This window comes from Bacillus cereus (assembly GCF_002567495.1).
Taxonomy (GTDB): domain Bacteria; phylum Bacillota; class Bacilli; order Bacillales; family Bacillaceae_G; genus Bacillus_A; species Bacillus_A cereus_AQ.
In genome coordinates this window covers 76670-103350 of record NZ_NVAP01000027.1, presented here as the reverse complement: position 1 = coordinate 103350, position 26681 = coordinate 76670, and the positions used below count along the sequence as shown (strand labels likewise).

Sequence of the window (26681 nt, the reverse complement as noted above, 5' to 3'; positions counted from 1 at the left end):
CGGTGGTGCCATATCTTATTTATGACATTATGGATGAAATGAACTCTGAAAATGAGAAGAACGATAATTTTAATCCAAATGGAGTAATGAACCGTGAATCAATGGCTACGGTGTTAGTAAATGCATATAAATTAGAAAGGAATGAAAATAGTAAGTTACCAAAAGAATTTGCTGATTTGAAAAATCATTGGGCGCGGAGTATGCCAATATTTTAGTTTAGTAAGAAAATTTAAATTCCAAGTTGACACATGTGAATTACAGAATTAAAATGAAAAGAAATCGAATAGAATACATTAGAAGCTAATCAGATAAACTGAAGGCGCACAATGTTCACATTTGTGAATATATTGTGTGCCTTTTTCTATTGTATAAACTAAGGGGGCTTAACGATGAAAAAGTGGGGTAAGACAGCGTTTATGAAAAGTACAGGTGTTTTATTATCAGCAGTTGTACTTTTATCAGGGTGTGGTTCGGCAACATCCACTAGTAATTCTGAAGGAAGTGGAGATAAAAAAACAGTTGAGCTTTTAAATGTTTCTTATGATCCAACGAGGGAGTTATATCAAGATTTCAATAAAGATTTTGCGAAGTATTGGAAAGAGAAGCATGGGCAAACAGTAAATGTAAAACAATCACACGGGGGATCTGGAAGTCAAGCGCGCTCTGTTATTGATGGCTTAGAAGCAGACGTTGTTACACTAGCACTTGCTTATGATATTGATGCCATTAGCAAGAAAAAACAACTAGCAGAAGATTGGCAGAAGCGACTTGCGAATAATTCCACTCCATACACGTCAACAATTGTATTTCTTGTTCGAAAAGGAAACCCGAAAGGAATTAAAGACTGGGATGATTTAACGAAAAAAGGTGTGTCTGTCATTACACCAAATCCAAAAACATCAGGCGGAGCACGTTGGAACTATTTAGCGGCGTGGGGATACGCATTGAAAAAATATAATAATAGTGAAGATAAGGCGAAAGAGTTTGTTAGCCAAATTTATAAAAACGTAGAAGTATTAGATTCAGGAGCGCGCGGAGCAACGACAACATTTGTTGAAAAAGGAATTGGTGACGTATTAATTGCATGGGAAAATGAAGCGTTATTATCTCAAAAAGAGCTTGGAAAAGATAAATTTGAAATTGTAACCCCTTCTATTAGTGTACTTGCAGAACCACCAGTAGCGGTTGTAGATAAAGTCGTTGATAAAAAAGGAACGAAAAAAGTAGCAGAAGGGTATCTTGAATATTTGTACTCAGAAAAAGGACAGGAAATTGCGGCGAAAAACTTTTATCGTCCGCGTAATGAAAAAGTAGCAGAAAAATATGCATCCCAATTTCCGAAAGTTCAATTATTTGCAGTAGATGAACTATTTGGTGGCTGGAAAAAAGCACAGGAGAAACACTTTAATGACGGCGGCGTATTCGATAAAATTTATCAAAAATAATGAGCGCTGCTAAAGGGGGATGAGGTGAAAGAGGATGAGGAAGAAACGTGTTTTACCAGGGTTTGGATTATCGCTTGGATTTACAATGCTGTACATGAGTTTATTCGTACTTATACCACTTTCTATCGTATTTATTCAAACTTCACAGTTAGGCTGGAAGAAGTTTGCTGGGGTTATAACGAACGAGCGTGTGTTGCATTCCTATCAAGTTAGTTTTACAACTTCATTTGTAGCGGCTGTTGTAAATGCCATTTTCGGTTTATTAATAGCTTGGGTGCTCGTACGCTACAAATTTCCAGGGAAACGACTATTAGACGGACTCATTGATTTACCGTTTGCACTTCCGACAGCTGTAGCTGGTATTACACTTACAACGCTTTATGCGGAAAATGGATGGATTGGGAAAATATTGAGCGTATTTCATATAAAAGTAGCATTCACATCACTCGGAATTATCGTCGCGCTTACTTTTATCGGCTTACCGTTTGTCGTTCGAATGGTGCAACCAGTGCTGCAAAATATTGATAAAGAAGTAGAAGAGGCGGCCTCGAGTTTAGGTGCATCTCGCTTGCAAATATTTGTGAAAATCATTTTACCAGAGATCTTTCCCGCTCTTCTTGCAGGTTTTTCACTCGCATTTGCAAGAGCATTAGGAGAATACGGATCTGTCGTTTTCATCGCAGGTAATATGCCGATGAAAACAGAAATTGCACCACTGATGATTATGACAAAACTAGAACAATATGATTACGCGGGGGCAACAGCTGTAGCGACCGTGATGCTTATTATTTCTCTCCTTTTCCTTCTGCTTATTAATATGATTCAAAGCTGGAGTAGAAGGCATGAACTAAAAAGTGAATAGGAGGAGAGAAAATGGAACCAACAGTATTAGAAAAGAAAATAGTAAAAAACGTGTCACCTAAAAAAGAATCTAAGCTTGTACCAGGCTTATTAATTACGATTACAGTTTTATTTTTATCTCTCTTTCTATTACTGCCGCTCATAACTATTTTTCTAAAAGCTTTTGAAAGAGGGATTGATGTATACATTGCCGCTATTACAGATCAAGAAGCATTTTCAGCAATTAGGTTAACGCTTTTCGTTGCGTTAATCGTTGTGCCGCTTAATACGATATTTGGGATAGCGGCCGCATGGCTTATTACAAAGTTTCAGTTTAAAGGAAAACAAGTATTACTATCCCTTATTGAATTGCCGTTTGCTGTGTCACCAGTAATCGCGGGATTAGTGTTCGTTTTACTTTTCACACCGCGTGGGGCTCTTGGCGAATGGTTACTCGAACATGGAGTGAAACTCATTTTCTCTGTACCAGGCATTATTATCGCAACAATCTTTGTAACTTTCCCGTTCGTTGCACGTGAACTAATTCCGATTATGCAGGCACAAGGGAAAAGTGAAGAAGAAGCAGCTTTATCACTTGGCGCAAGTGGCTGGAAAATGTTTTGGCGCGTTACGCTTCCAAATATAAAATGGGGTCTTTTATACGGCATGATTCTATGTAATGCCCGTGCTATCGGTGAGTTTGGAGCCGTTTCTGTCGTATCAGGTCACGTGCGCGGTATTACGAACACGATGCCGCTTCATATTGAAATTTTGTACAATGAATATCAATTTTCAGCAGCATTTGCAGTAGCGACGTTAATGTCATTAATTGCAGTGTTTACACTCGTTATAAAAAACTGGATTGAATGGCGAATGGAAAAACGACAATAAGGGGGATTACGGTGAGTATTCAAATTCAAGGTGTATCAAAGCAATATGGTACATTTCAAGCACTAACAGACATTCATTTGGATATTCCAAAAGGTGAACTTGTGGCCTTATTAGGCCCATCAGGTTCTGGGAAAACGACGTTATTACGCATTATTGCAGGATTAGAAGAAGCGGATGGAGGCTCTATTTCATTTGATGGGGAAGATTTAACAGACATTCACGTGAAAAACAGGCAAGTCGGTTTCGTCTTTCAGCACTATGCGCTCTTTAAGCATATGAATGTATTTGAGAATGTCGCTTTCGGTTTAAAAGTAAGAAAGAAAAGCTTAAGACCGTCAGCAGAAGCGATAGAAGAAAAGGTAACAGAATTATTAAAGCTCGTAAAAATGGATGGCTTTGCTAAACGTTATCCAGCGCAATTATCTGGTGGACAACGTCAACGTATTGCACTAGCCCGGGCACTTGCAGTCGAACCGAAAATTTTATTACTCGATGAACCGTTCGGTGCACTCGATGCAAAGGTGAGAAAAGAATTACGAAGATGGCTCCGGAAATTACATGACGAATTTCAAATTACGAGCGTATTCGTAACGCATGATCAAGAAGAAGCGTTAGACGTTGCAGACCGCATCGTTGTAATGAATGAAGGCTGCATTGAACAAATGGGAACACCGGAAGAAGTATATGAAAACCCAGCAAGTCCGTTTGTATATGACTTTTTAGGAAATGTAAATTTATTTCACGGCCGCGTTCATAAAGGAAAGCTAAATGTAGGATCGGTCGAACTAGAAGCACCAGAGCATAAGCACGTTTCCAACGTAGAAGGAATAGCCTACGTAAGGCCGCATGACTTATCAATCTCTCGTACGAAACAAAGCATAGATGCAATCCCAGCAAAAGTATCTTATTCTCACGCAGTCGGACCTGTCGTATATGTAGAATTAAAACGAGACGAAACAGATGAATATTTAGAAGCAGAAATTACGAAAGAACAGTTCAAACAGCTGAACATTCAAGCGGGTGATTTCGTATACGTACAGCCGAAAGAAGTGAAAGTGTTTATTCCGGAGGATTTTGTAATTTAAGAGTGTTTACTCTTAAATTACAAAATCTATTAATAAGAAAAGGTCTCCTAAAAGATATTTTAGGAGACCTTTTCTTTGTTTATCGTAATAACTTTTTCTCATATGAAATGTAGTCGGAAGTTTGCATATATAATAGCGGAGCGTGTTCACACAACTATTTGATACGAGTAGTAATGAAGATATTCTTCCTACTTTCTTACATAAAATTTTTAATTTTGGATATTTGTATCATATGTTTCTGCAACAAACACAAAGTCTACATGCTCTTTATTAATAAAAATACTTGTTTTAGATGGAAGACCTGTTATGGTAGAAACAATATCAACCTCAACAAGGTCAAATCCTACACGATAAGCATCTTCAATTTCAATTCCACCAGTTAGAAAATGTAATCCATCCCCAAATGACTTAAATACAAATACATTTTCTTTCAAACTTTTATTATCCATTTCAATCCATTCTTCGTTAATATAAATCTTAAATGTCGTGCACTTTGGAACACATTCGATGTGATGTATCCCTTTATAACTATTAAGTGAAAACATATAGGTATGAGTTTCTTTAAAGTTAATATCTATCCCGTATTTAAAAGCAAAAGTTTTATATACCATCTCATAAAACAATGGCATTACAATATCATCCCATGCGTCATAGGCAAAAGCATGAATTGGTATTAGATGAGGATATAAACTTACAATCGCTTTTTGAAAATTAAGTAAGATGGTTGTATCTGTAATTTCTTTTAAAGAATCATCTATTTCATGATCATAATCTTTCGAAATTCTGTTATCAATCATATGACAAACTCCTTACATAGTCTTCTATATACTACGTTTTTCCGCATCATCAGTTTGTTCCTTCTTCAACTAAATTGCAAGTTTAACCGATGATTCCAAAAAGGCCCTTGTCTTATTTTATCAATCGTTAAATGGGGTGGAAAAAATATAAGAAACAATGCTATTACATGGGGCGGGATTTGGAGTAGGGAGGGTTCCTCTTTGGTTCAAAGAAAAGTAAATAAACAAAGAGGATAATAAAATATTGTTAATTGATTAAAGAGTTTCGCAGATGTAAAATAACTTTAAAAATGTAAGAATGTATTTTGAGAACGTATAATTATATATTATATCTATTGATTTGAATATTTAAAAGGAGGGGGAACATGGGGAAAATAATAGGGATTATTCTGATTATAGGTGGTATGATTCCATTAATTTATGCAATGATGCAAATCTATCGTCAATGGAAAGAAAAAGGGCCTTCTTTTGCTCTTAAATCAATAATTTTCCTAGTCGTAAGCATTTTGCTAGATACTGCAACAACTATTATATTGTGTATAGTAACAGTATTCATTGGTATTTGTTTAATTATCTACACATAATAAGTTCAAGAAGGCTAACTTATCGATTGTTACTAATTGGAGGGATTGGATGAACTTCATTTTACATGGATCTAAACATACAGTTTTAGCTTCCGTTTTTGACGCATTTCAACGTAGGGAAAAAGAGTATAATTGGCTTATAACAGACATGGAGATTGTCGCACATCAGGAAGAGAAACTTATCCGAGATTATCCTAAAATGTCGCATCCAATAGTTTGGATAGCAGGTGAAGATCTTTCAAATCTCGTAAAGAAATATAATCCTCAATTTATTTGGGGCGTACTATCTGCTTTTGATAAGTCTATAAACATTGATATTAATAACTTGCTTGTAGAACCCTATGCAAATGGAAACGAAGAACTCTGGGTACCAAGTCCAAAGATTCAGCATCCCCAAGCAACAATTGAGATTGTTTGTTGGGATTCGTATGTAACGCTTTTTTTTAGTAAAGATGAGGACATCGATGATAAATTTCAAGAATATTTCAAGTCCGCTAAAAAATTGGATTGTTAAATAGGTCGTCCTTAAGTAATAAAATGAATGTATGAATAATAATCTCTTTGATGATTATTGGAATATTAGCTAGTATTTTTGAAAAAGTAACTTGTAAAATTTCGGAGTGAATTGTTAACTTTTGATGCGATAGGAAATCGTAAATAAATTTATGAAGGAGAATTTAGAGTTGATAGAGTTTTTGGGATTTATTATGATTTTGGTTTTGAATATTTTAGTAGCATCTATTATTCTTTTGCAAGATTACTATGTGGGTAGTATAAAACTATTTTATTATCAGAAAATCGGTGCTATGTTTGTAATTATACGTTCGTTGTTGAGTATATGGATTACCTATTCTATGATAGCCACACTATTGGGGACATTAAAAATTTTAGCAGTTCAATCAGTTATATTACTTTGCCTTTGGGGGCTTGTGCAGTGTGTAAAGAAGTACGGAGGAAAGTGGTATATTACAATGATTGCACTTATTATTTATGGTCTTAGCTGTTATTTTCATATTATGTATGCGAAAACTGTATAGATAATGAGAGGGTATTTGTAGACCTAGTTACATGATAGTAAGAATCTTTAATGAAAATTAAAAATGATGTCAAAAGGGAGACTAAAAGTGCTTATAGAATTTTTAGAATTCATTTCTATCTTGGCTTTAGTAGTTGTATTAACATTAACTGTTATGTTGCAAGATATATTTTTTATAAATATAAATAAACAATATACTGAAACACGTATTGGGGCGATTATTTTTTGTATTCGGATGTTGTTCGGGACATGGGTAGTATTTGTTACAGAAACTACTATAATTGCTGTCTCAAAAGTGATTGCAATTCAATTAATTATTTTACTTCTTTTTTGGGCATGCTCGAAGTATGTACAAAAAACTCGTGAAAATTGGCTAATTACTATAGTTGCTTTTGTTATTTATGGTGTTGGTACATACATGTATATTCAGTTTGCTTTTAGAGGCTATTAATATATCACCAGAAAAGTTAGTGGTTAGAAAGATCTATTCATTAGATGTGTGTATGAAGGAAGAGCGAATATACGCTCTTCTTTCTTTATATATGTCAGGGTGATGACGAACTATAAGTAGTATTTCTAATAACCTAAAATCATCTAGATAGGATGTAAGCTTAAATTAGGGAAATATCAAGCGGATTTTCAGTAAGATTACCATAGTGCTTTTATAGGTAAAAGAGAACAGCTAAGAAATTATCATGTAATTGTTAAAGGGAAAAAACGAAAAAATAAAAAGGAGATGTTTCATGTTAACGCCAAAACTTTTTGATTTGTTAATTTTGGAAGAAGAATGGGGAAATGAGAATGAATTTAAAATCAGTATTATTTAATGAATTGAATCATACGTTACAAATCGGGAAAATCCGTATGTTTATACCAGATTTTAGTTCAAAGGAATATATCATTTTAGAGGATTTAGCTGAGCTATTAGATTTAGATACAAATTATGATGCAATGAAATTTGTAAGGAATCGAGTTAAAGAAACTGGAATAAAAGGTAAGGTTCGTTTTGATTCAGAGAGCGATTGTGTAGAAATATATTCAACCAATGGAAAGACGTTGTTACAAGTTGCGATTTTAGTGAATGAACTTATAGACGAAGAATTTACATTTGCGAATAAAAGAGAGTATGAACAGTTCATTGGATCTTGGAAACGACCTAAAAAGCAAAAATGGAAAGTTGGAGATGTATTTTCTATCTCATTACCAAATGAAACGTACTTCTTTGGACAAATTGTTGAGTTGATGGAAGATGTGTTTCCTTTATGTGTTATATTCAATTTGCAATTAACAACATTGCCTACTAAAGAGGATATAGATAATGCAGACATTTTAACAGCATTGATGCTTAATGGAATGGTATTTGACGATTATGCTCTTAAGGTTATTTTTGAAATGGAAATAAGGGGAGAGATAAATGAAAATACTAGGAGAAATCCAGTTCGAAATGTGACTTGGTCTATTTCTCATTTAGTGGATTTCTGTATGGAATATAAATTAGAAGAAAAACATGAATTTGTAGAAAAGATACTTGCTAATAGAAATTTTGTAATTGAGTATAAATGAGGATAGTAACTTTTATCCGTACTATAAAGTGATTTAAGGGAGATTTATAAATAACAGAAAAAATTCATGAAAGACAAGAACGAGAAAATCAGGATATAGAAACATTAGTAGCTTTGAAGGATGCAGGATCTAATTTAACGAAAGTACACTATCTAGAACATTACTTTTTAGTAGATACAATAGAGATTGCAGAGAAAATCGCAGATGTACTACATGGAAAAGGTTATGATATTTATGAACCGTCTGAACAAATATCAGAAGATGGGTTAAGTTTTTATGTATTTATAGTCGGAAAAAATTGTATACCAACAAAAGAAAATGTTTGGGAAGAAACAAAGCAAATGGCGGAGTTAGCGATTTTACATAGTGGAACAAGGTATAGATTTTAATAAAAAACACATAGTAGATTTCTTTGTTGCAATTCCTGATCAAGGTAATGGAGAAAAAATAATTGGTAGAGTACAAGCGCTGGGCTTAAATTGTGAGTTAGATTATAATGAAGAATTTGAAGATTGGACATGTACTTGTTCTAAAGAAATGTTCTTAATTTATGAGGATATCGTAGAGATGCAAAAGGAGTTGAATAAACTGGGTGAAGAGTTTGGTGGATATACAGATGGTTGGGGTGCATTTGTGTAATATTGAATTTATTTATCGTGATAAAATAAATTGGACTGAGTAAAGAAACTATTTATGGAAACAAGAGCTTATATAAGCTCTTGTTTCTTTGTATATATTAAGATAGCTTAGTGGTAGAAACGTATATGATATGTGGGGGGCGGGCTGCCTGTAAAAGCCCAATTGGTAAGGGCTGATTAAAGTTTCACTTTATATAGGTTTTGAGAGAGTAAGATATATTGTTTGTAGCGAGGATCTTGAAGGAAGGAAGCGTGTGATAATTGGCAATGACGGATGAACAATTCGAGAATTATCTTGTTATGTGTTATGACAAATTAGAAAGTAAACAGCAAAAATTCATTTCGGATTATAATATCGATAACTTTGATGAGTATTGGTATGATCAAGATCAATGTATATTACAGTTTAAAAAAAATGGTCAAGTGTTACTTGAATTTAGTGTTGTTTTTATAGGGTCCTGGTCTGGAAAGAGTAACAGTTGGATGTGGTCTTGGGCTAATGAGAATGTGGCTGATTATACAAGAAGTAAGTCTAACTGTTTGAAAGATTTACAAAAGATTACAGGAAGTGAGGTTTTTATAAATCCACTTTTTGAATGCGATCAAGAAATGGCGTATGAGCTAGCAGCCTTTTCCATTGAATATTTAGATGCAGAAGGAGTGTATATAGCACCGGATGAGAGAAGTGATATATTTATGGCTGTTATGTCACCGCGTGCATTGTGAGTAGAGGATATTAAAAATATAGATAAGGTAGAATGAAAAAGGAGTACAGTTTAATAAATTAATAAAAGGTATTATAGTGACCGAATACCATGGTGATAAATGTAAGGGGGATTATATTGCTTGAAGTAAAGTTTTACGATTGGAAAAAAAAACGTCCTAAAAAACATTATTTGCTTGTACATGAAATTAGAATTTTTGAGCTAATTTTCTCAAAGAAAGTTAGCGAGTTTGAGATGGGATTAAGAGAGATTGAAAAAGTAACTGTCTTTTGTTTAGCTAATGAAAACACTGATATTTCATATGAAGTGAATAGAGCTTTGGGTGAAATTCGTATATATGTTCCATATGATTTTATGGACTTTTTAGCATTAAATTCAGTTGAAGAGAAATACAAAGAGTTTTGCAAATTAGTACGCCAATATGTTGTCCCTGGACTTGAAGAAAACTCTACTCTTTCATCATCTATTGTTAAAGGGTATATAGAGGAAACTTTAGAAGAGATTGTGAAGCAAAACTATGAAGGGATATTTTTAGTTGGGAAGACACCTAAGAAAAGCCCAAGCCGTAAGAAGATAGCGATATTAAAAGGAATTCATCGTGTTAAAGGTTTCCAGCTACGATGTGAAGTGTATGATGAAAAGGGATTAAAGATTCGAGATCAATTATTGGTGGAAGAGGTAGGGAATGAAATGGTATATTCTAGATTCTTAGGGACATTAAAATGGGAAAGTGAAAATCTAATAGTAGTTCAATCTAAATCCAGTAGTTGGAAAGAAGAAATCTATCTTTAATAACAAGGTTGTATAGTAGAAAGAGGATTGTAGAGCATAAATGAATTTTTTTCGGAAAAATAAATTAAGTGACATTCAGAAAAAATACTATGAACATTTTGGAGAGCCTAGTCAGATTTTTGAATATACCTGGGGTGAAAGAGGCGCTAAAAGAGTAGAATTAGATAATACCGCTCTAAAAAAAGGAATGCTATACGTTTTAGAATTCCCGAAAAATGAAGATAGGCCAGTATGGACATATGTGACATTAGGGATGTCAGCTGAATATATGACCAATGGTGCTAAAGGAGAATTAATTTGGTTAAATGCAAATCAAAATGATGAAATGATTGATTTGCTTGCTGGATTGGCACACTATCCATTTATAGATGAAACCTCATTTGATTACGGGGATACAATTTCTAATGCGGATGCTGAATCTAATTTTTCAATGAATGTGCTTTTAGTAAGCCCGGCAGTTATTGAGGCAGGAGAGTCTCCAGAGCTAATGGAGTTTTTTGAAGAAAAAGAGCTTGATTTATTTTGGTTATTGCCTATTCATCAAGAAGAGAAAGAGTATATGTTGGAACAGGGAGATATTAGTGCGCTCTTTGACCTTTGGCTGGAAAAAGAGATTGATACAGAAACTTTCTGTGATCCACATCGTTTATCTACGGTTTGATAAAAATATTTTAAATAATAATTGTGAGTAAGCATCAAACTTATTAATATTAAGGAAGTTTGATGCTTATTTTTTATGTTTAGAATAAACGGGAGGTTTTTGATATATATGAAAGATATTGTATGTAAAGAATTAATAAGTTTTAAATCTATTGTTGAAGCCTATCAATTTAAAAAAATGAGTTTGGATTATAAACAAAATGTAATTTTACTAGTACAAGACGATCAGAATCGACCTTGTATTATTTATTTAGATAAAAATAATAAAAATATTTTCAATTTAAATGTAGATATTGATGTTGAATCAGTGTTATGTATGCAACGAATCGGCGAGAACTGGTTACTGATATTTCATTATGAAGATGATAATGCGGTTATTTACAATGCGGATGGGAGTGAACATGTTAAGTTCTATATCGGGGAAGGGGTTCAAGATTGTCAGGTTGATGTGAATGAAGATATATGGGTTAGTTATTGTGATGAAGGAATTTTTGGCGAGTCCCCAATTGGAGCAAATGGTATAGTTGCTTTTGATTCTACAGGTCAATTAATTTTTGATAGCTATGATCAATATGTAGAAAAATATAATATACCGTATATAGATGATTGTTATGCAATTAATGTTATAGATGGAGATGTTTGGCTTTATTATTATTCCGAATTTCCTTTAGTTCAAATGAAAGATAAAAAATTTCATATGTCGTGGAATGAAATACATGTAACGAGGGAAATATGGTCGAAAAGTTTTGCGGTTGCTCAAGGTAAAGTAGTATTCATTACTCAAGATAAAAAATTGGTTGTTTATGATTTAAACAATAATCAAGTGTATGATAGTAATCTTTGTAATGAACTAGGAGAGCAGGTTCAATTTGTTAATTATTATAGCCGCGGATCGGTTATGTATTTTCAAACGGATGATACGCTTTATTATGTTAATTTACTGAATGTATGAGTTAGCTAATGGTGTAGATTCAAAAGAAAAATTAGTAGAATTCCTGTTTTATTTTCAAAAAGATTTCAAAGAAAATAAAGATGAGTGGGAGAATATAACATTAGAAGATTATTTAGAATCAATGGAAGCATGGCTAAATGATTGTGATAGTGCTTTTCAAAATAAAGATGAAGAGATGCCTAAAAATATATCATGGAATTTCATAGCGACGGTATTACTCGCGGGATCTTATTATGAATAAGTAAAAAAACGAAGAGTCTAAATAGTCCCTTCGTTTTTTTACTTATTTTTTCTCTACTAACTTTTTATTCTTCCAATCTAGTGTAAATGATTTATTAAATGTTTTTTGATCAACGTCTTTTACGTTGTTTCCAACCCAGTTTGCAGTTCCGAATGTGTAGCCTGGACGAAGTTGGTAATCGTCAGCGTGTTTTGTATAAGCGACTTGTAAGTTAGATTGATCTGTATTTTTTTCAGAGATAACAACAGCGATCATACCAGGAGAGAAACCGCTATTTGCTAATGCTGGAAGTTGATCCATCGGTATTAAATTACCTTTTGCATCGGATTCATATAGGTATGTGCGAGAGTACATGAACAGTTGGTTTCCATATAAAGAATGATAGGAGTCACGTGTGTAAATACCCCAGTTTTGATTGTTATATCCGTTAAAGAATACGTTCCATTTTACGTTTTTGTTTGTTTGGTCAATTAAATTTGTTTTATAACTAGTTTGTTTATAGCTTACAGAGTCCGACCAAGTGACTTGACCAGTTGCACCAGCTTCACCGCTAGGGCCATTAGGCGTTACAGAAGCCTTAACAGAGCCACCAAGTTGATAAGATACGCTAGATGTTACAGTCGTTTCTTCTACAGCATTTGTAGGTGCTACGTTAAAGAAACGAGCGCTGTTATCTTGAAGGTTAAATGCAACATCATATTGTGAAGGATAACGTAATGTTGCACTAGCACCAGGGATTGGGTAGTTATCAATAGGTGCATCACTTATAGTAGGATTTGCTTTTAGAAAACTACCAGTTGTATTAATAACGGCAATCTGTTTATCTGCGCTTGGATCATCGATAAAAGTTACTTTTAAAGACATTGTCATATTATCAGATTGATCATTATTAAATGTATTATAGCTCGTATGTGTTTTTGCGTTTTGTCCGATATCTGTTACAACTTGTGATGTTGTTTGAGCATAAGCAGCAGGTGTTGAAAGAGTTACAGCGCTACTAGCAAAAACAGCGGATAATGCTAAACATTTTAAGTATGTTTTAGAACGTTTCATACAATCACTTCCTTTTATCTTTGTCGATATATGTCGTATTGTATTTATATCGTAACATGAAAATAAAGCGGAATGGATGCATATGCATAATTGCATAGGTGAGTTTTGAAGGATAAAGATAATAGAATTTCATCCAACACGTAAGACTCTAAAATACCCATTACAGCCGTTCCTAAAAATGTAAAGACGATATGTTTATCAATGTTTTTATTGGGAAGATTGAAGTGCTTAATATTTACGTTATAAGTGCATAACAAGTTATAATAGAAGAAATCAATAAGGAGGCTGGCTGTGAAGAATCTTCGTTATTTCAATATATTTACTATGTTACTTGTATACACACTACTTATGTTTTACATAGGCTGGAACGGATGGGTTTGGCTTCATGCGGTATTCGGCTGGGAATCTTGGGGATATTACGCTTTCGTAGTCGCATTTATTTCATATGCGTATATTCTCGTGCAAGTGTTTAAGTTTTTGCCATTTCTGCGAACGATTGGTTCAATATGGTTTGCGGTAATCCAATATGCGCTTATGTTGTTGCCACTGGCTGATATTACAGTTTTCCTTTTTCAATTTTCGATGGAGAAAGAAACAGCAATAATTTGGACAGGGGCGGCTGTGATAGCTGCATTTATCTTTATCTTTGCGTATGGAGTATTTAATGCGTATAGTCCAGTAGTAAGAAAATACGAAGTGCACATACCGAAAAAGGTAGAGGGGCGTAAAAGTTTACGTATTGCGATGGCTTCTGATATGCATTTCGGTAAACTGTCTGGCGTTTCGCATTTGAAAAGACTTGTTCGTCATGTAAATGAAATGGAACCTGATATTATTTTACTGCCAGGTGATATTATCGATGATCATCCAGGAGTATTCATTCAAAAAAACATGGGTCATATTATGAAACAAATGAAAGCTCCATTAGGCGTATATGGTGTTTTAGGAAACCATGAATACTACGGCAGAGCGGTTCCAGAGTTTTTACAAGAGATGGATAAGATTGATATTCGTATTCTTTTAGATGAAGTGATCACAATTGAAGATGACTTTTATCTCGTTGGAAGAAGAGATAAAACAGAGCGAGATCGCCAAAGCTTTGAACAATTAATGAGTACGGTAGATAAATCGATGCCTGTTATCGCAATGGATCACCAGCCATTCGAGTTAAAACAAGCAGCAGCGGCAGGGGTAGACTTATTATTATCCGGTCATACGCACCGCGGACAAATGGCGCCAAATCATATTGTAACGAGAAGAATGTACGAGCTAGACTGGGGATACGCACAAAAAGGCGCGTTCCACGCGATTGTTTCTTCTGGATTTGGATTTTGGGGACCGCCGCTTCGACTTGGTAGTAGGTCGGAGATTGTGCAGGTTGAGGTTACTTTTGAATAGGGGTTATGAAATAGAGAGCTGACGGCTCTCTATTTTTTTCAATAAAAACAAATAGCAAGAAATATTTCTGTTGTAATTTCATAAAAGAGATACGATTATAAGACTCGATTAAAATAAAGGGGGATTGTAAGTGATCATATCAGATGTACTATACGGAGAATTTGAAGTGGATCAAGTGTTAGAAGAATTAATCTTAAGTAAGTCTGTGCAAAGACTAAAAGGGATCCATCAAGCGGGCGCAAGTTATTTAATGAACGAGAAATGGAATGTAACACGCTTTAATCATTCAGTTGGTGTTATGTTGTTAGTGAAAAAACTTGGTGGTTCAGTAGAAGAACAGATTGCTGGTTTACTGCATGACGTATCGCATACTGCTTTTTCCCACGTAATTGATTACGTTTTTGATAATGAAGATGAAAGTTATCATGAAGAGATATTTAGTTCTGTTGTGAAAAACTCAGAAATTCCAGCGATCCTTGCGAAGCATGGTTATAACTATGAAGATATTTTATTAGATGATTTGAAGTGGACATTACTAGAAAGGTCAGCACCAGAATTATGCGCAGACCGAGTGGATTATACATTACGAGATATGTATACATATGGGTATATTTTTTTAGAAGAAGTTCACAGTTTTTTAGAGGATGTCATTGCAGTAGAGGGGAAAATGGTTCTTCAAAGTATTGAAATGGCAGAGTGGTTTACAGAAACGTATTACAAAGATGTAATCGATTTCTTTATGAAGCCAATTAATATTTACGGAAATGAGATGTTAGCGAAAACGTTAAAGTTAGCTCTTCATAAAAAGGTCATTCATGCAGATGATTTTCTCCTTGAAGATGATGAGCTTATTTCGAAATTGCAGCAATGTAGTGAGCCAGAAGTGCATGCTTTATTAAGTAAAGTTCATCCGAATGTAATAGTAAAAGAAGATAGAAACGATTATGATTTACATCAGAAAAATAAAGTGCGTCTTATTGATCCGCCGTTACTTCGTGAAGGGAAAATCGTTCAGTCGTCTGTTGTGTCAGAAAACATAAGACAGATGAGTGATATTGCTTATGAAAAAGCGGTGAGAGGGATGTGTGTGAAAGTGATTTCGAATTAAAAAAGAAGTAGCGCATCGTTTTTAGAGCGCTACTTCTTTTTTATTAATTATCAAACCAATTCCAAATCTCAATATCTCCAAGAGTCGCATAACGTACGTGCGGGGAGTTTTGTAATTTTAATAACTCTTTCGATGGGCCCGTAATAACAATTCCGTATACTTTTACACCGTTATCTTTTACATATTGATAACGTTTATCTAAGTTTAATTCTTTCTCAGAAAGCGCTGCTATTTTGCTTACCGTTTTTTTATGGATAGAAAGGATGCGCATCATTTCGGTTACTTTGTCTTCTTGCGTTTTCTGCCCGTCAGTTTCATTATCGAGGAATCTTACATGTTCTGGAAACCCTATAGCTTCTCCGCCATGTAGGATATAGTCATCTACATTTTTTCTTTCTTGTCCTGTATCTAAAGCATACCATAAAGGAGTTGGAGGGAGTTCTTGTGCCTCGAATATGCTATATAAAAGCGGTTCTAATTCTTTTAAAGTGTAAGCTTTATCAAAAGAAATTGCTACTTCTGCAACGGTTCCATCATGTACTTTTGCAAGTGTATCCCATACTTTTTTTGATGAATCCTTTAAATAATCACCCTGCTCTGTTTTTGGATGAACAAAGAAGAGTTTTGGTTGATAGAACGGATTCATCCAAGTTCGCTTCGTAACATCTACAGATGATAAGAAGCTTTTTGTTTCTATTGTACCGAGGGGCATTTCTTTTTTTCCGACGGTTCGTACTAAATCAAATTGGCTATTCGTACGGAAAAAAGCTTCTACACTTGTTCCGCCTCCCATAACACGGCTATTTGGGATCGTTGCTTCAAGTGCAAGCGAAGGAACCTCTCTAATTTCTTCTAGCTTTTTATCATTATTAGCTTGAAAATAAAAGGCTGATAATACCCCGCCGATTATATATATAACAATGCAAATTGATAATATAAAACCAAACGTGTGTAAACGATGTTTCCACTTAATTCTCCAAAAAGGAATTTTAAAATCTTTTGGAGGTAACTTTTTCTTAATGGGTTCTGTCTTTGTTAACAGCTCATCTAAGTAAGCTTCACACTCTTCACAGGTCTCAATATGATTTTCTAACTGTTCTTGTTCATTATGGGTGAGTGTCCCTTTTTCATATTTCTCCCACAGTTTTTTGAATTCTGCACAACCCATCTGTATCACTCCTCTATGTTTCTCGCTTCTTTCCGTCCGCGGTGTAATTCAATTTTCACTTTCGCTAATGAGAGAACGGTCATTTCTGCTATTTCCTTATAGGAGAATCCGTAGTAATCTCGTAGTAGTAGGACATTTCGTCTTTCGAGCGGAAGAGAAGATAAACTGTCTAACCAACTAGCAATCTCATGTTTTACGAAATATTCATGTTCTGTACTTGGCACGTTTGGTAAATGGAATTCTTCCACTTTAGTTGTTTTATATTTTTTTCTTTTCGATACCAATCGATAAAGGCGTTGTAGGCTATTGTAAATAACCACGGCCTAATTTCTTCGCCTTTATAATAATCAATATGGACGAGCATGCGGTAAAAGGTTTCCTGCATAAGATCTTCCGCATAGTGGGAATCTCCGGCTAGGGAGGGAAGATAGCGAAATAAAGTGAAACTTTAATCAGTGGGGGGGTTCTTCATCCCCCACTGATTATTAGTTGAACCAATCGGACTTTTATGGGCAGTTGATCCCCACCTAACTTCTTTGCTTTCGCTGCATTTTAAGGTGGGGGTCTTACTGCCCATTAAAGCGGGATAAATCATGCATATGATCTGAATAAATGTCTTCTAATGACTGTTTGCGTTTCACTAATTTCCCTCCCTTCATACATAACAACGAAATACATATAAAAAAGTTACAATTTTTTATGGAATTATAGTAAAAAACGTCAAGAATTGGATTGCGTTCTCTTTTATCATAATACATATAAGGCGGGTGAACAGAGATGGAAAGCTATGAAACACAAATTCAAAGGTCAATTGATTATATTGAGGAAGATGTAATGGAAAAACAAACGCTGCGTAAGTTAGCGCAAGTTGCAGGTTTTTCTGAGTCGCATTTTCATCGTGTATTTCAGGCGTTAGTAGGTGATACAGTAATGGAGTATGTTCGAAAGAGGAGGTTAGCCCGGGCAGCTTATCAACTTTCTCATACGGATGAAAAAGTTATTGATATCGCATTTGAACATGGCTTTCAATCTCACGAAACGTTCACGAGAGCCTTTAAAAAATTATTTCAAATGACACCGAGTGAATATCGAAAACAAGAAATCGAAACACCGATGTATTACAGCGTGAATGTAAAGCAAAGAAAATTAAATCCGTATTTAGGAGGCATACAAATGGAATATCGTATTGTAAATAAACCAGAATTTTTAGTGGCGGGTTATGAACTGAAGACGACAAGTAAAGAGGGGAAAAACCATCAAGACATTCCAGTATTTTGGCAAGAATATTTACAAAAAGATCTTGGAACGACGATTCCGAATCGTAAAGATACGAGTCAATGGGTAGAGCTTGGATTATGTACTGATTTTAATTTAGAAACAGGGGACTTCACTTATATTATCGGAATGGAAGTTACAGACTTTGAAAATGTACCAAATGAAATTGCGAAGCGTACTTTCCCGGCAGCAACATATGCAGTATTTACAACGTCGAAAGTTCCTCATGAAGAAATGGTATCGTCTATTCACCAAACTTGGAATGCAGTATTCTCAGAATGGTTCCCGCATTCAGGCTATGAACATTGCGGCGTTACAGAGTTTGAACTGTACGATGAGCGTTGCCACGAAGATAAGAGTGAGTTCGCCCAAGTAGAGCTTTGGATACCGGTGAAGAAAAAATAATAGGGTAAGAGCGAATCATTGGGAGATGGTTCGCTTTTTCATAAGAGGGGAAATGGGAGAGAAGACATAGTGAAAATTAACATGGAACTTCGTCAAAAGCTTGAATATTTAAAAGAAGCGTTAGAAATACCATACCCATCAGAAGATATAGAAAGAATAGAAGAGGAATATAAGACAGGTTCTTTTATAGATGATTTTTACAGTTATACGTCATTAATAGATGGAAGTTTGAGTTATGTCCTTTCTTCTAAAAAAATTCCGGAATTGCAAAGAGAGTTGTTGTATAAAAGTTTTTTACAAGCGTATCCGGAATATTTATAGGTAATCTGGAACAATATGTGGAATTGAATCGTCAACTAAGCATATATGAACAAACCCGGAAGTTATTAATTGTTATCATAGAAGAGTATTAAAAAAAGGTGCTTTTTAAAGCACCTTTTTTACGAACGAAACGGAAACACAAGAATAATCGTCGTTCCTTTTCCGAGTGCACTATCAACGGAAATTGTCCCATTATGTGCATGAACGAGCTGCTTTGTAATGGCTAAGCCAAGCCCAGTTCCTATATTGCTTTCTTCTGTATTTGTTCCTCTGTAATATCTCTCGAATAGAAGCTCTTTCGTTTTATCATCCATTCCTTTTCCGTTATCTGAAATAGAAAGTGTGAATGAAGTAGCGTTTTGCGAAAGTTTTACGATTACGTTCGTCGTTTCATTATTATGTTTTACAGCGTTTACGAGCAAGTTTTCGATAATACGCTGGAACCATTTTTCTTCAATGAAATATTGAATTTTATTTGAGCTCGGTATGAATTCAATATTTTGATTTTGAAGTGTTGGATTATTAATAAATTGTAATAATACTTTTTGGACGAACTGATTGATTTCAACGTTTACGTGCTGGGCAGGGAGGCTGTTATTTTTTAATTGATACGTTAAGCTTAAATCATCAATTAATGTAGTCATATATTGAGATTTCTCTTTCATAACGCTGCCAAATTGCTTAATGTCACGATCAGTCCAGTTGTATTGATTTGATTCTAGTAATAATGCGTAGCCATATATAGAGCTAAGTGGTGTTTTTAAGTCGTGCGTTAGACCGGTAATCCATTCTTCTCGTGTTTGCTGGAGTACTTGTCTCATCGCGTCATTTTTTTTGAGTGTAATAGAAAGGTGTTCTAGTGAACTTGTCACATCTCTAAATAAGCGAAATGACCATTTTTCTTTACCAGACTTTCGGAATCGAACAGGTCGCCCTTTTTTATTAACAGGTTCTTCATACTTTCCACCAGCGATATTTTTAAGCCAGCGCATCGCATGTAATAACGGTTTCCCAAATTTATTACCGTACCAAATAGAAAGAATGACTAAATAAACAAATACAATAAGAAGGATTAATCCGCATCCGATTAGAAACTTTTTAGCAAATACATCTTCTATTTCATCATCTGGATAGTAGTGCTTATTTTTTGTAGTTACGACAAGAAGGTGTCCGCTATTTGCATCGTAAAAACTAGATGTGTTTTCTTTATGATTCCATGGCTCTTTTTCGTTAAGAGCGGCTTGTATCGCAGAAAAAGTTTTTTTCTTTCCATTTGGATAGGAAAATACTTCTTCACCATCATGATTAAATATTTGTAGCGTTGCTTTTTCTTTAGAGAGCAGCTGCGTTTCTTGATCTGTTAATGCGAACGCATCCATTGTTAAAGAAGGATGTTCTTTTTGAATGGTTTTCAGTAACGCATTGCTTTTTAACATACCACCATAAATAACAAGTACTTTCTTTTCTTCTACTTCAATTTCCCAATATGTAAATTTATAATTACTTTCGATATGATGTTGTATATATGCGACTAAAGATGTTTTCGTATAAGAATTTGGAACATCATTTGGTGTATTAAAGTGGTAGAGGACTTTTCCGTTTTCATCTACAACTTGGAGCCAATCATTCTTCTCTTTCATTAAATCTTGCACTTCAGATTGTAACGAAATATGACCATCTTCTGAAGAGATGTATCTTGAAATTGTGAAACTATCAGAATCCGGAATGTTAGGTTCGTATAAAGTACTAGTAAGGAGGAAAATTAAATAAGTGAAAGCAGCTACTACAGCGATAAGTAATGTAACTAAAACAAAAACGTGTTGTATTATAAATTGGATGATAAGTCGTTTATTAAAATTCATATCGTCACCCTACTTTGTAACGAACTTATAGCCAAGTCCGCGAACAGTTTTTATATATTCTGGTTTACTTGGGTCTTGTTCGATTTTTTCACGTAGTTTTCGAATGTGGACCATAACGGTATTGTCATCGCCGTTATAGGCAGGTGCTCCCCAAACTTTTTCATATATTTCTTCTTTCGAAAATACGTAGTTCGGATTCTCGCAAAAGAAGAGTAGTAGTTGAAAGAGTTGAGCGGAACATTCGACAATGTGACCATCTACTGTCAGTTCAGCAGAGTGTTGATCAATTTCAAATCTTCCAAATGAAATAGAGTGTGATTTTTGTTCAGGTGGTATTGTTTGTTTCATATGTCTACGAAGTTGTGCTTTCATACGTGCTACTACTTCTAATGGATTAAATGGCTTCGTAATATAATCATCTGCCCCGTAGGAAAATCCGGATATTTTATCTAAATCAGATGCTTTTGCTGATAGGAAAAAAATCGGACAATCTGTTTGTTGGCGAATGATTGGACAAATATCAAAACCAGATTGTCCAGGAAGCATTACATCTAAAATAATTAAATCGTAATTGTTTTGTTCAGTTAGAGATAAAGCTACTTCAGCTGATGTTGCAGTTGTAATTTGAGAAAAACCTTCTTTTTCAAGAATGGTAGTTAGTAATTGTAAAATTGCTGTTTCATCATCAACAAGTAAAATATTTGCTTGGTACATAAACATCCCTCCTAATTTCCTCGAATATCATATCATCATTTTGTAACTTATGGAATTTTTAAGGAAATTTTAAGGTTTTCTTTCTCAAAAAATTAAGAATCAAATGATATGATAAAAGTAACGTGGGGGAGGAGATGAGTGTGAATCCGTTTCAAATGATGCGAGCTAGATATTTTTTAATTGTATTTGCACTATTAATTTTAATAGCGAGAAGTAGTGGCGAGTTGCTAACAAGTACATTTCATATACAAAATTCTTCTTTTATAAATATCCTCATATTCTATATCCTTCCGATGGTATGGATTTTTTATGAGTATAGAAAGCATCGCATTTCATTTTCATTGTTTGTTAATAAAAATGAAACATTTAACTTGGTGCAAGTTTTATACATTGCGGTTATGTTATGCATGTTTAGTTACGGATATCTTATTTTGTATATGTATAGTTTTGCATGGATTACACCGGACTTTATTATGAATGCCCTGCATGAACCGATTGTAGATAGTGCTGGGGGATATGTATATCAAGTCATTATGGTCGTATTCATCGCACCAATTATCGGGGAGTTTGTTTTTCGGGGGTTTTTACTTCAACGCTTTGCAACAAAATGGGGAACGAGCATAGCGATGATTGCGGTATCCTTTTTATTTGCGATGTTACATATCGATTTCCTCGGTGCAGCCATATTCAGCATCGTATTGTCGATCGTATATATTCGTACGAAAAGTTTACTCATGCCAATTGCAATACATATGTTAAACAATGCATTTGTAATGGGTGCGTCTTTTCTAATAAGTAGAGAAAAAATTATGAGTTTTGCAGATTTCTCAAATTATACGACATTCTTTCCTGGACTTATTATTTTTATAACAGGATTAAACTTAGTACTCATCTTCTTATTTGTTAACCGCAAATATTGGAGTAAAGAAATGCCAGCTATATATGTAGAGCAGGAAAAGAGCTTTTCAGATGTAGTGGGGAGTAAATGAGATGAAGAAGACGATTGAAAAAATATTGAAAGACATTATAGATGCTACGTCTATTACAGATATGTGTGATAGAAACGTTTGCCATTGGCTTCAACCTGTAGTAGATACGATTGTGTTTCCAGAGTATTACTTATTTTCTAGTGCTCATTTAAAAGAAAATATTATTTCTCTTCTTATTGTGTTCGGGGTTTTACTAATATTTGGTCTAATTGTAGAAGAAATGATGAAGCGCATCTTCAGAAAAAATGAAGAGAAGTATATGTGGGTTCATAAAGTATTCGAGAAAGTAATAGTGGCTTTCCTTTTGTTTTATAGTATGAAAACAATCATTTACTTTATAGCTTTGAAACATCATTAATTCTAAATTTGAAAGGGATGTATAAAATTATATGAATGAAACGATATCATCAAATAAGTTTTTTTATTTGATTTTACTTAGTTTAGTGTTAATAACGACAGTGAATGTTATTTTGCGCTGGGAGGAAGCCTACTTTTTCATGTATTTAGCGCTTCATTTGTTAGGGATTTTATGTATAAGTGGTGGAGTGGTTACTGAAAAAAAGAGTGAAGAAAGTGTTAACTATATGTGTGTGATCGGTCTTATTTTACTTTTAGCTGTACAGGGTATTATGAAATATAGTTCTTTCTCTTTACAAGATTTTAGTTTGTTAATGGATGTACTTCCTTAAGGGGATACGTACTAGTTTTAATCGTATTTTTCACGTTATTTTGTCAAGACTATGAATATATACGCTAAGTAAAAAGCGCTGGTTTGCAAGTGCAATCCCTATTCCGGATTATGAACCGAGGAAAGTGCTTAAAGATAGGTAAAACTCTTCTTATGTAGAAGAGTTTTTTTATGTAAATAAAAAGATCTAGAGCAATTCACATAATAAGCTTGTTCTAATTTAGCGTGTACGAACTTACAATAATAATAGATAGGCAGCATAGAGGAGGGAATAGCGTGAGGAAGGTTATCGGTTGGTCGCTTTTTTTGTACGTTGGATTTGCGTTACTTATATATTGGTATTTATTTGGATGGAGTCATGAACTGATTCCGGACATGTATAAAGGAACGAGTGCAGATCCAGAAACGTTTATGAGTGCGAGAGAGCTTACGCTAAGCCAAGATTATTCGCGCATGAAAAATTTACTATACTTTTTAGCGACGCCTCTTGAATGGATTATTTTATTATTTGTACTTGTGCTCGGTATTTCAAAAAAGTTTGAGAAATGGTCGAAGGAAACGACGAAAATAAGTGTCCTGCAAGTTGCGATTTATTTCTTTTATTTATCATTACTCACAACAGTTCTTGCCCTGCCGATGCAATGGATTAGCCGAAAAGTGTCCGTTGATTACGGCATTTCAACGCAAAGTACACAAAGCTGGATAAAAGATCACGTTATCGGTTTTTGGGAAAGTTATGCGACTATGTTAATCGTAGTTACCGTTCTATTATGGCTTATACGTAAATTCCCGAAGAGATGGTGGCTAGCAGGCTGGGCACTCTCTGTTCCATTTACAATCTTTCTAACATTCATACAGCCTGTCGTTATTGATCCACTTTATAACGACTTCTCGACGCTGAAAAATAAAGAATTAGAAACGAAAATTTTAGAGATAGCAGACAAAGCTGACATTCCTGCTAAACACGTATATGAAGTAAATATGTCAGAAAAAACGAATGCATTAAATGCTTACGTAACAGGAATTGGGCCTAACGCCCGTATTGTAATGTGGGATACAACGCTTAAGCAGTTAAAAGATAAAGAGATATTATTTATCATGGCTCATGAAATGGGACATTATGTTATGAAGCATATATACTTTGGCGTTGCAAGTTATGTGTTGCTATCGTTTATAGGTATGTTTTTAATTAGTCGTATTATAAATATGTGTATTCGCAAATGGGGAGATACATTGCAAATTTCAAAAGTAGCATGTTTCTCCATTTTACCTTTATTTTTCTTAATTTCTTCTGTACTCTCTTTTGCGGCACAACCAGCAACAAACTACGTTTCACGTATAGAAGAAAGAGCGGCAGATCAATATGCTTTAGATATGACAAAAGATGGGAAGTCTGGTGTGAAGACCTTTCAATATTTATCAAAAACAAGCTTAAGCCAAGTAAATCCACCTGCTTTAGTGAAATTTTTCTTATACACACATCCACCAATTTTTGAAAGAATTCATACGTTTGAACAATATGAGAAACAAAGAAAAAAGGAGTAGCTATTATGCTACTTTTTTTTATAGAAATATAAGTTTTATATTGGAAATATTTATCCATTGCTTTTTATTGCGATTTTGTAAATAATAAACTATAAAATTCTAAAAATCTATATATATAAAGGAATAAAGGTGAAAAAATGTATTTTTTACAAAATTTAAAAGTGAAATATAAATTATTATCGCTTATTTCATTAGCAGTTTTAGGTATGGTAATTATGAGCAGTGTAGCAATTAATTCTATTAATAAGATTAAGCATGATACAGGAATTGTAGTAGAGGATTATCAAAATTCTGCAATTTTATTAGAAGGAATGCTTCGTACACAAACTTCACTAGAATATAACTTACTAGAATTAATTACGGCGTCACAAAATGAGAGGGCAAATAAAGAGGGGATTATTGATAATATTGAAAAGGATCTTAAAAAATATGATTCTTTATTAAAAGAATATGATGATGGCGTTAATTTAAGTAAGCAAGAGGATGAGTTGTTTCAAAAGATGAAGAAATCTTTGCCAAGTTATATGGAGACATATAAGAAGTTGTTTGACAAAGCGAAGGTAACAAATGAATCTCAAGTGGTAAACGAATTTCAAAAAGACCTAAAACCAAAGGGAGTAGAGTTAGCTGGTTATGCTGTAGAATTAGAAGCATATGTTTCTAATTTAGCTGACCAAGTATTTAAAGATTCTCAAAAAATGATTGATCGGTCCGTTATTACCTTTATCATTCTTGTAGTAGTTACTACAATCGTTATATGTATAGTAAGTTATATTATTAGCAAGCTTATAGTTGCTCCTTTACAAACGGTTAGTCGTATGATGGAAAGAGCAAAAGAAGGAGATTTAACTGTACATGGTGATTATAATGCTAAGGATGAATTAGGTGTATTAGTAAGTGATGTTAACGAGATGATTGCAGGGCTAAGAACAAATATGCAAGAAGTAGAGAATAATATTCAGCTTTTATTCCAACATGCGGACGGAGTAGTATCTGCATCAGAAGTATCTAGTAGTGCAGCGAAGAAAATCACAATGGATATTGAAGAAGTTGCAAATGGTGCAGAGAGTCAAATGCAAGCAATGGAACAAACTGCGGGTGCGATGGAAGAGTTGACACAAGGAATGCAGAGTATAGTCGATACATCATCCTCAGTAAATGAATTGTCTGCGCAATCAGCATTAGATGCAGAGAGTGGTAACAAATTAATGAAACAAATGATTCAACAGATGGATACAATCCAAAGTTCAGTACATAGCGGTGTTAAACAAGTAGAGACTATGAAAGAACAATCAGAAGAAATTGTTAAAATCATTGATGTTATGCAAGGTATTACCTCTCAGATTAATTTACTAGCATTAAACGCCGCAATTGAGGCTGCACGTGCTGGAGAAAGTGGTAGAGGATTTGCAATTGTGGCAGATGAAGTGAGAAAATTAGCAGAACAATCTAGTGATTCTGCAAAACAAATTGAGAATCTTATTACTCAAGTTATGGGAACAACGAACCATACGGTAGATATGATGGGGAAAGTAGATAATGAGGTACAGGCAGGTACACAAGTAGTAATGCACACAGAAAAAGTATTTGGAACAATTACAGAAAAAGTGCAGCAAGTATCTGAGCAAATTCAAACGGTATCTATGTCAACAGATGAAATTGCAGCGAGTAGTGAGGAGATTTCTGCTTCTGCAGAAGACATGGCTCAAATTTCCCAAAGGTCATCTGACCGAACTGATAGGGTAAAAGAGTCTATTCAACAGCAAGAGAAATCTGTTCAAGAGATCTCGGTTTCAATTGAACATCTGCACAGTGTAGCGGGAGGATTAAAACAGATAGTTTCCCAATTTACTCTTCAAAAGTAGTAGCATATTTGAGTGTTAATAAATATAAAAAAAGCATCCTC

Annotated in this window: 32 protein-coding genes and 3 pseudogenes; 27 read left to right on the top strand and 8 right to left on the bottom strand. The window is 34.4% G+C overall.

All coding sequences use genetic code 11. The annotated features are described in order from the left end of the window. The first annotated feature begins 38 nt into the window (after positions 1-38). The 5 genes from COK05_RS13235 (at position 39) to COK05_RS13215 (ending at position 4261) form a co-directional block, all read left to right on the top strand. Positions 39-215 carry an S-layer protein gene (locus COK05_RS13235; RefSeq protein ID WP_141539084.1) on the top strand — a complete coding sequence of 59 codons (177 nt, stop codon included), beginning with the start codon at positions 39-41 and terminating at the stop codon, positions 213-215. A gap of 174 nt (positions 216-389) precedes the next feature. Then, positions 390-1445 (top strand): sulfate ABC transporter substrate-binding protein, encoded by a 1056-nt coding sequence (locus COK05_RS13230; RefSeq protein ID WP_098612922.1) that lies wholly within the window; start codon positions 390-392, stop codon positions 1443-1445. 34 nt (positions 1446-1479) lie between these two features. Then, positions 1480-2307, top strand: a complete 828-nt coding sequence (gene cysT / locus COK05_RS13225) for a sulfate ABC transporter permease subunit CysT (protein ID WP_098612921.1) — start codon at positions 1480-1482, stop codon at positions 2305-2307. A gap of 11 nt (positions 2308-2318) precedes the next feature. After that, positions 2319-3176 carry a sulfate ABC transporter permease subunit CysW gene (gene cysW / locus COK05_RS13220; RefSeq protein ID WP_098612920.1) on the top strand — a complete coding sequence of 286 codons (858 nt, stop codon included), beginning with the start codon at positions 2319-2321 and terminating at the stop codon, positions 3174-3176. Between the two features lie 11 nt (positions 3177-3187). Then, complete coding sequence (locus tag COK05_RS13215; protein WP_098612919.1) at positions 3188-4261, top strand: sulfate/molybdate ABC transporter ATP-binding protein; 1074 nt, start codon at positions 3188-3190, stop codon at positions 4259-4261. Between the two features lie 209 nt (positions 4262-4470). Here the strand turns inward: COK05_RS13215 and COK05_RS13205 are convergent, their stop codons facing one another. Then, positions 4471-5058 carry a hypothetical protein gene (locus COK05_RS13205; RefSeq protein ID WP_016082557.1) on the bottom strand — a complete coding sequence of 196 codons (588 nt, stop codon included), beginning with the start codon at positions 5056-5058 and terminating at the stop codon, positions 4471-4473. Positions 5059-5423: 365 nt separating this feature from the next. On the opposite strand from COK05_RS13205, the gene COK05_RS13200 reads away from it, so the two are divergent. The 12 genes from COK05_RS13200 to COK05_RS13145 all read left to right on the top strand — a co-directional run bounded on the left by COK05_RS13200 (position 5424) and on the right by COK05_RS13145 (position 12249). Beyond that, positions 5424-5642 carry a hypothetical protein gene (locus COK05_RS13200; protein ID WP_000516160.1) on the top strand — a complete coding sequence of 73 codons (219 nt, stop codon included), beginning with the start codon at positions 5424-5426 and terminating at the stop codon, positions 5640-5642. A gap of 49 nt (positions 5643-5691) precedes the next feature. After that, on the top strand, positions 5692-6156 hold the full coding sequence (locus tag COK05_RS13195; protein WP_086390221.1) for a hypothetical protein: 465 nt from the start codon (positions 5692-5694) through the stop codon (positions 6154-6156). A gap of 169 nt (positions 6157-6325) precedes the next feature. Continuing rightward, a complete protein-coding gene (locus COK05_RS13190; protein WP_086390222.1) occupies positions 6326-6679 on the top strand; it encodes a hypothetical protein in 354 nt (117 codons plus the stop codon). A gap of 87 nt (positions 6680-6766) precedes the next feature. Beyond that, positions 6767-7129 (top strand): hypothetical protein, encoded by a 363-nt coding sequence (locus COK05_RS13185; RefSeq protein ID WP_140159739.1) that lies wholly within the window; start codon positions 6767-6769, stop codon positions 7127-7129. A 413-nt stretch (positions 7130-7542) separates the two neighbouring features. After that, on the top strand, positions 7543-8241 hold the full coding sequence (locus COK05_RS13180) for an Imm26 family immunity protein (RefSeq protein ID WP_086395979.1): 699 nt from the start codon (positions 7543-7545) through the stop codon (positions 8239-8241). Positions 8242-8354: 113 nt separating this feature from the next. Next, positions 8355-8630: a ribonuclease E inhibitor RraB gene (locus COK05_RS13175; protein ID WP_240792534.1), complete on the top strand. Its 276-nt coding sequence runs from the start codon at positions 8355-8357 to the stop codon at positions 8628-8630. Then, positions 8605-8880 carry a ribonuclease E inhibitor RraB gene (locus COK05_RS13170; protein ID WP_086390225.1) on the top strand — a complete coding sequence of 92 codons (276 nt, stop codon included), beginning with the start codon at positions 8605-8607 and terminating at the stop codon, positions 8878-8880. Before COK05_RS13175 ends, COK05_RS13170 begins: the two co-directional genes overlap by 26 nt. Before the next feature lie 260 nt (positions 8881-9140). Next, positions 9141-9605 (top strand): DUF6882 domain-containing protein, encoded by a 465-nt coding sequence (locus tag COK05_RS13165; RefSeq protein WP_098612918.1) that lies wholly within the window; start codon positions 9141-9143, stop codon positions 9603-9605. 116 nt (positions 9606-9721) lie between these two features. Beyond that, on the top strand, positions 9722-10396 hold the full coding sequence (locus tag COK05_RS13160; RefSeq protein ID WP_016124259.1) for a hypothetical protein: 675 nt from the start codon (positions 9722-9724) through the stop codon (positions 10394-10396). A gap of 40 nt (positions 10397-10436) precedes the next feature. Further along, entirely contained in the window at positions 10437-11057 is a 621-nt protein-coding gene (locus COK05_RS13155) for a suppressor of fused domain protein (RefSeq protein ID WP_016082537.1), read from the top strand. Positions 11058-11165: 108 nt separating this feature from the next. Continuing rightward, positions 11166-12008, top strand: a complete 843-nt coding sequence (locus COK05_RS13150) for a hypothetical protein (RefSeq protein ID WP_141539075.1) — start codon at positions 11166-11168, stop codon at positions 12006-12008. Then, entirely contained in the window at positions 12001-12249 is a 249-nt protein-coding gene (locus COK05_RS13145; RefSeq protein WP_098612916.1) for a DUF7660 family protein, read from the top strand. Before COK05_RS13150 ends, COK05_RS13145 begins: the two co-directional genes overlap by 8 nt. A 42-nt stretch (positions 12250-12291) precedes the next feature. Here the strand turns inward: COK05_RS13145 and cytK2 are convergent, their stop codons facing one another. Both cytK2 and COK05_RS32070 read right to left on the bottom strand, forming a co-directional pair. Then, entirely contained in the window at positions 12292-13302 is a 1011-nt protein-coding gene (cytK2, locus tag COK05_RS13140) for a beta-channel forming cytolysin CytK2 (protein WP_098612915.1), read from the bottom strand. A gap of 44 nt (positions 13303-13346) precedes the next feature. Continuing rightward, positions 13347-13559: a TetR family transcriptional regulator gene (locus tag COK05_RS32070; RefSeq protein WP_306482863.1), complete on the bottom strand. Its 213-nt coding sequence runs from the start codon at positions 13557-13559 to the stop codon at positions 13347-13349. Between the two features lie 34 nt (positions 13560-13593). Here COK05_RS32070 and COK05_RS13130 point away from each other — a divergent pair, with 34 nt between their 5' ends. Together COK05_RS13130 and COK05_RS13125 are read left to right on the top strand one after the other, a co-directional pair. Then, the gene (locus COK05_RS13130) at positions 13594-14700 is read left to right on the top strand and encodes a metallophosphoesterase (protein ID WP_098612914.1); all 1107 of its coding nucleotides are present in this window, start codon (positions 13594-13596) and stop codon (positions 14698-14700) included. A 130-nt stretch (positions 14701-14830) separates the two neighbouring features. Then, positions 14831-15808: an HD domain-containing protein gene (locus COK05_RS13125; RefSeq protein WP_098612913.1), complete on the top strand. Its 978-nt coding sequence runs from the start codon at positions 14831-14833 to the stop codon at positions 15806-15808. Between the two features lie 43 nt (positions 15809-15851). Here the strand turns inward: COK05_RS13125 and COK05_RS13120 are convergent, their stop codons facing one another. From COK05_RS13120 to COK05_RS32065, 3 genes and pseudogenes are all read right to left on the bottom strand, one after another. Beyond that, positions 15852-16976 carry an anti-sigma factor gene (locus COK05_RS13120; RefSeq protein WP_098612912.1) on the bottom strand — a complete coding sequence of 375 codons (1125 nt, stop codon included), beginning with the start codon at positions 16974-16976 and terminating at the stop codon, positions 15852-15854. 5 nt (positions 16977-16981) lie between these two features. Continuing rightward, positions 16982-17415: pseudogene (locus tag COK05_RS13115) on the bottom strand (RNA polymerase sigma factor); the annotation flags it as partial. A 151-nt stretch (positions 17416-17566) separates the two neighbouring features. After that, positions 17567-17734, bottom strand: a pseudogene (locus COK05_RS32065) (RNA polymerase sigma factor); the annotation flags it as partial. Between the two features lie 19 nt (positions 17735-17753). Here COK05_RS32065 and COK05_RS13105 point away from each other — a divergent pair. Together COK05_RS13105 and COK05_RS13100 are read left to right on the top strand one after the other, a co-directional pair. Continuing rightward, positions 17754-18656, top strand: a complete 903-nt coding sequence (locus COK05_RS13105) for an AraC family transcriptional regulator (protein ID WP_098612911.1) — start codon at positions 17754-17756, stop codon at positions 18654-18656. 69 nt (positions 18657-18725) lie between these two features. Next, positions 18726-18977, top strand: coding sequence for a YxiJ-like family protein (locus COK05_RS13100; RefSeq protein WP_255290323.1), 252 nt, complete (start codon positions 18726-18728; stop codon positions 18975-18977). A gap of 119 nt (positions 18978-19096) precedes the next feature. Here COK05_RS13100 and COK05_RS13095 read toward each other — a convergent pair whose 3' ends face one another. Then, entirely contained in the window at positions 19097-20839 is a 1743-nt protein-coding gene (locus tag COK05_RS13095) for a sensor histidine kinase (RefSeq protein WP_098612910.1), read from the bottom strand. 9 nt (positions 20840-20848) lie between these two features. Continuing rightward, positions 20849-21553, bottom strand: coding sequence for a response regulator transcription factor (locus COK05_RS13090; protein WP_098612909.1), 705 nt, complete (start codon positions 21551-21553; stop codon positions 20849-20851). 140 nt (positions 21554-21693) lie between these two features. Here COK05_RS13090 and COK05_RS13085 point away from each other — a divergent pair, with 140 nt between their 5' ends. The 6 genes and pseudogenes from COK05_RS13085 (at position 21694) to COK05_RS32170 (ending at position 26640) form a co-directional block, all read left to right on the top strand. Next, positions 21694-22542 carry a CPBP family intramembrane glutamic endopeptidase gene (locus COK05_RS13085; protein ID WP_141539074.1) on the top strand — a complete coding sequence of 283 codons (849 nt, stop codon included), beginning with the start codon at positions 21694-21696 and terminating at the stop codon, positions 22540-22542. A 1-nt stretch (position 22543) separates the two neighbouring features. Beyond that, on the top strand, positions 22544-22900 hold the full coding sequence (locus COK05_RS13080) for a hypothetical protein (protein ID WP_141539073.1): 357 nt from the start codon (positions 22544-22546) through the stop codon (positions 22898-22900). A 31-nt stretch (positions 22901-22931) separates the two neighbouring features. Beyond that, positions 22932-23231, top strand: coding sequence for a DUF2101 family protein (locus COK05_RS13075; protein WP_098612907.1), 300 nt, complete (start codon positions 22932-22934; stop codon positions 23229-23231). A 275-nt stretch (positions 23232-23506) separates the two neighbouring features. Further along, on the top strand, positions 23507-24775 hold the full coding sequence (locus COK05_RS13070; protein ID WP_141539072.1) for a M48 family metallopeptidase: 1269 nt from the start codon (positions 23507-23509) through the stop codon (positions 24773-24775). Positions 24776-24912: 137 nt separating this feature from the next. Beyond that, positions 24913-25692: pseudogene (locus COK05_RS32175) on the top strand (MCP four helix bundle domain-containing protein); the annotation flags it as partial. Next, a complete protein-coding gene (locus COK05_RS32170) occupies positions 25687-26640 on the top strand; it encodes a methyl-accepting chemotaxis protein (protein WP_440898751.1) in 954 nt (317 codons plus the stop codon). The pseudogene COK05_RS32175 and the gene COK05_RS32170, both read left to right, overlap by 6 nt. The last annotated feature ends 41 nt before the right edge of the window (positions 26641-26681 follow it).

Excerpts from the sequence above, each read along its gene's own strand:
- cytK2 (WP_098612915.1), bottom strand. The coding sequence starts at position 13,302 with ATGAAACGTTCTAAAACATACTTAAAATGTTTAGCATTATCCGCTGTT.
- COK05_RS13235 (WP_141539084.1), top strand. The coding sequence starts at position 39 with ATGAACTCTGAAAATGAGAAGAACGATAATTTTAATCCAAATGGAGTA.
- COK05_RS13075 (WP_098612907.1), top strand. The coding sequence starts at position 22,932 with ATGAATGAAACGATATCATCAAATAAGTTTTTTTATTTGATTTTACTT.
- COK05_RS13120 (WP_098612912.1), bottom strand. The coding sequence starts at position 16,976 with ATGGGTTGTGCAGAATTCAAAAAACTGTGGGAGAAATATGAAAAAGGG.
- COK05_RS13080 (WP_141539073.1), top strand. The coding sequence starts at position 22,544 with ATGAAGAAGACGATTGAAAAAATATTGAAAGACATTATAGATGCTACG.
- cysT (WP_098612921.1), top strand. The coding sequence starts at position 1,480 with ATGAGGAAGAAACGTGTTTTACCAGGGTTTGGATTATCGCTTGGATTT.
- COK05_RS13095 (WP_098612910.1), bottom strand. The coding sequence starts at position 20,839 with ATGAATTTTAATAAACGACTTATCATCCAATTTATAATACAACACGTT.
- COK05_RS13195 (WP_086390221.1), top strand. The coding sequence starts at position 5,692 with ATGAACTTCATTTTACATGGATCTAAACATACAGTTTTAGCTTCCGTT.
- COK05_RS13230 (WP_098612922.1), top strand. The coding sequence starts at position 390 with ATGAAAAAGTGGGGTAAGACAGCGTTTATGAAAAGTACAGGTGTTTTA.
- COK05_RS32170 (WP_440898751.1), top strand. The coding sequence starts at position 25,687 with ATGATTGCAGGGCTAAGAACAAATATGCAAGAAGTAGAGAATAATATT.
- COK05_RS13145 (WP_098612916.1), top strand. The coding sequence starts at position 12,001 with ATGTATGAGTTAGCTAATGGTGTAGATTCAAAAGAAAAATTAGTAGAA.
- COK05_RS13090 (WP_098612909.1), bottom strand. The coding sequence starts at position 21,553 with ATGTACCAAGCAAATATTTTACTTGTTGATGATGAAACAGCAATTTTA.
- COK05_RS13200 (WP_000516160.1), top strand. The coding sequence starts at position 5,424 with ATGGGGAAAATAATAGGGATTATTCTGATTATAGGTGGTATGATTCCA.
- COK05_RS13180 (WP_086395979.1), top strand. The coding sequence starts at position 7,543 with ATGTTTATACCAGATTTTAGTTCAAAGGAATATATCATTTTAGAGGAT.
- COK05_RS13155 (WP_016082537.1), top strand. The coding sequence starts at position 10,437 with ATGAATTTTTTTCGGAAAAATAAATTAAGTGACATTCAGAAAAAATAC.
- COK05_RS13105 (WP_098612911.1), top strand. The coding sequence starts at position 17,754 with ATGGAAAGCTATGAAACACAAATTCAAAGGTCAATTGATTATATTGAG.
- COK05_RS13205 (WP_016082557.1), bottom strand. The coding sequence starts at position 5,058 with ATGATTGATAACAGAATTTCGAAAGATTATGATCATGAAATAGATGAT.
- COK05_RS13150 (WP_141539075.1), top strand. The coding sequence starts at position 11,166 with ATGAAAGATATTGTATGTAAAGAATTAATAAGTTTTAAATCTATTGTT.
- cysW (WP_098612920.1), top strand. The coding sequence starts at position 2,319 with ATGGAACCAACAGTATTAGAAAAGAAAATAGTAAAAAACGTGTCACCT.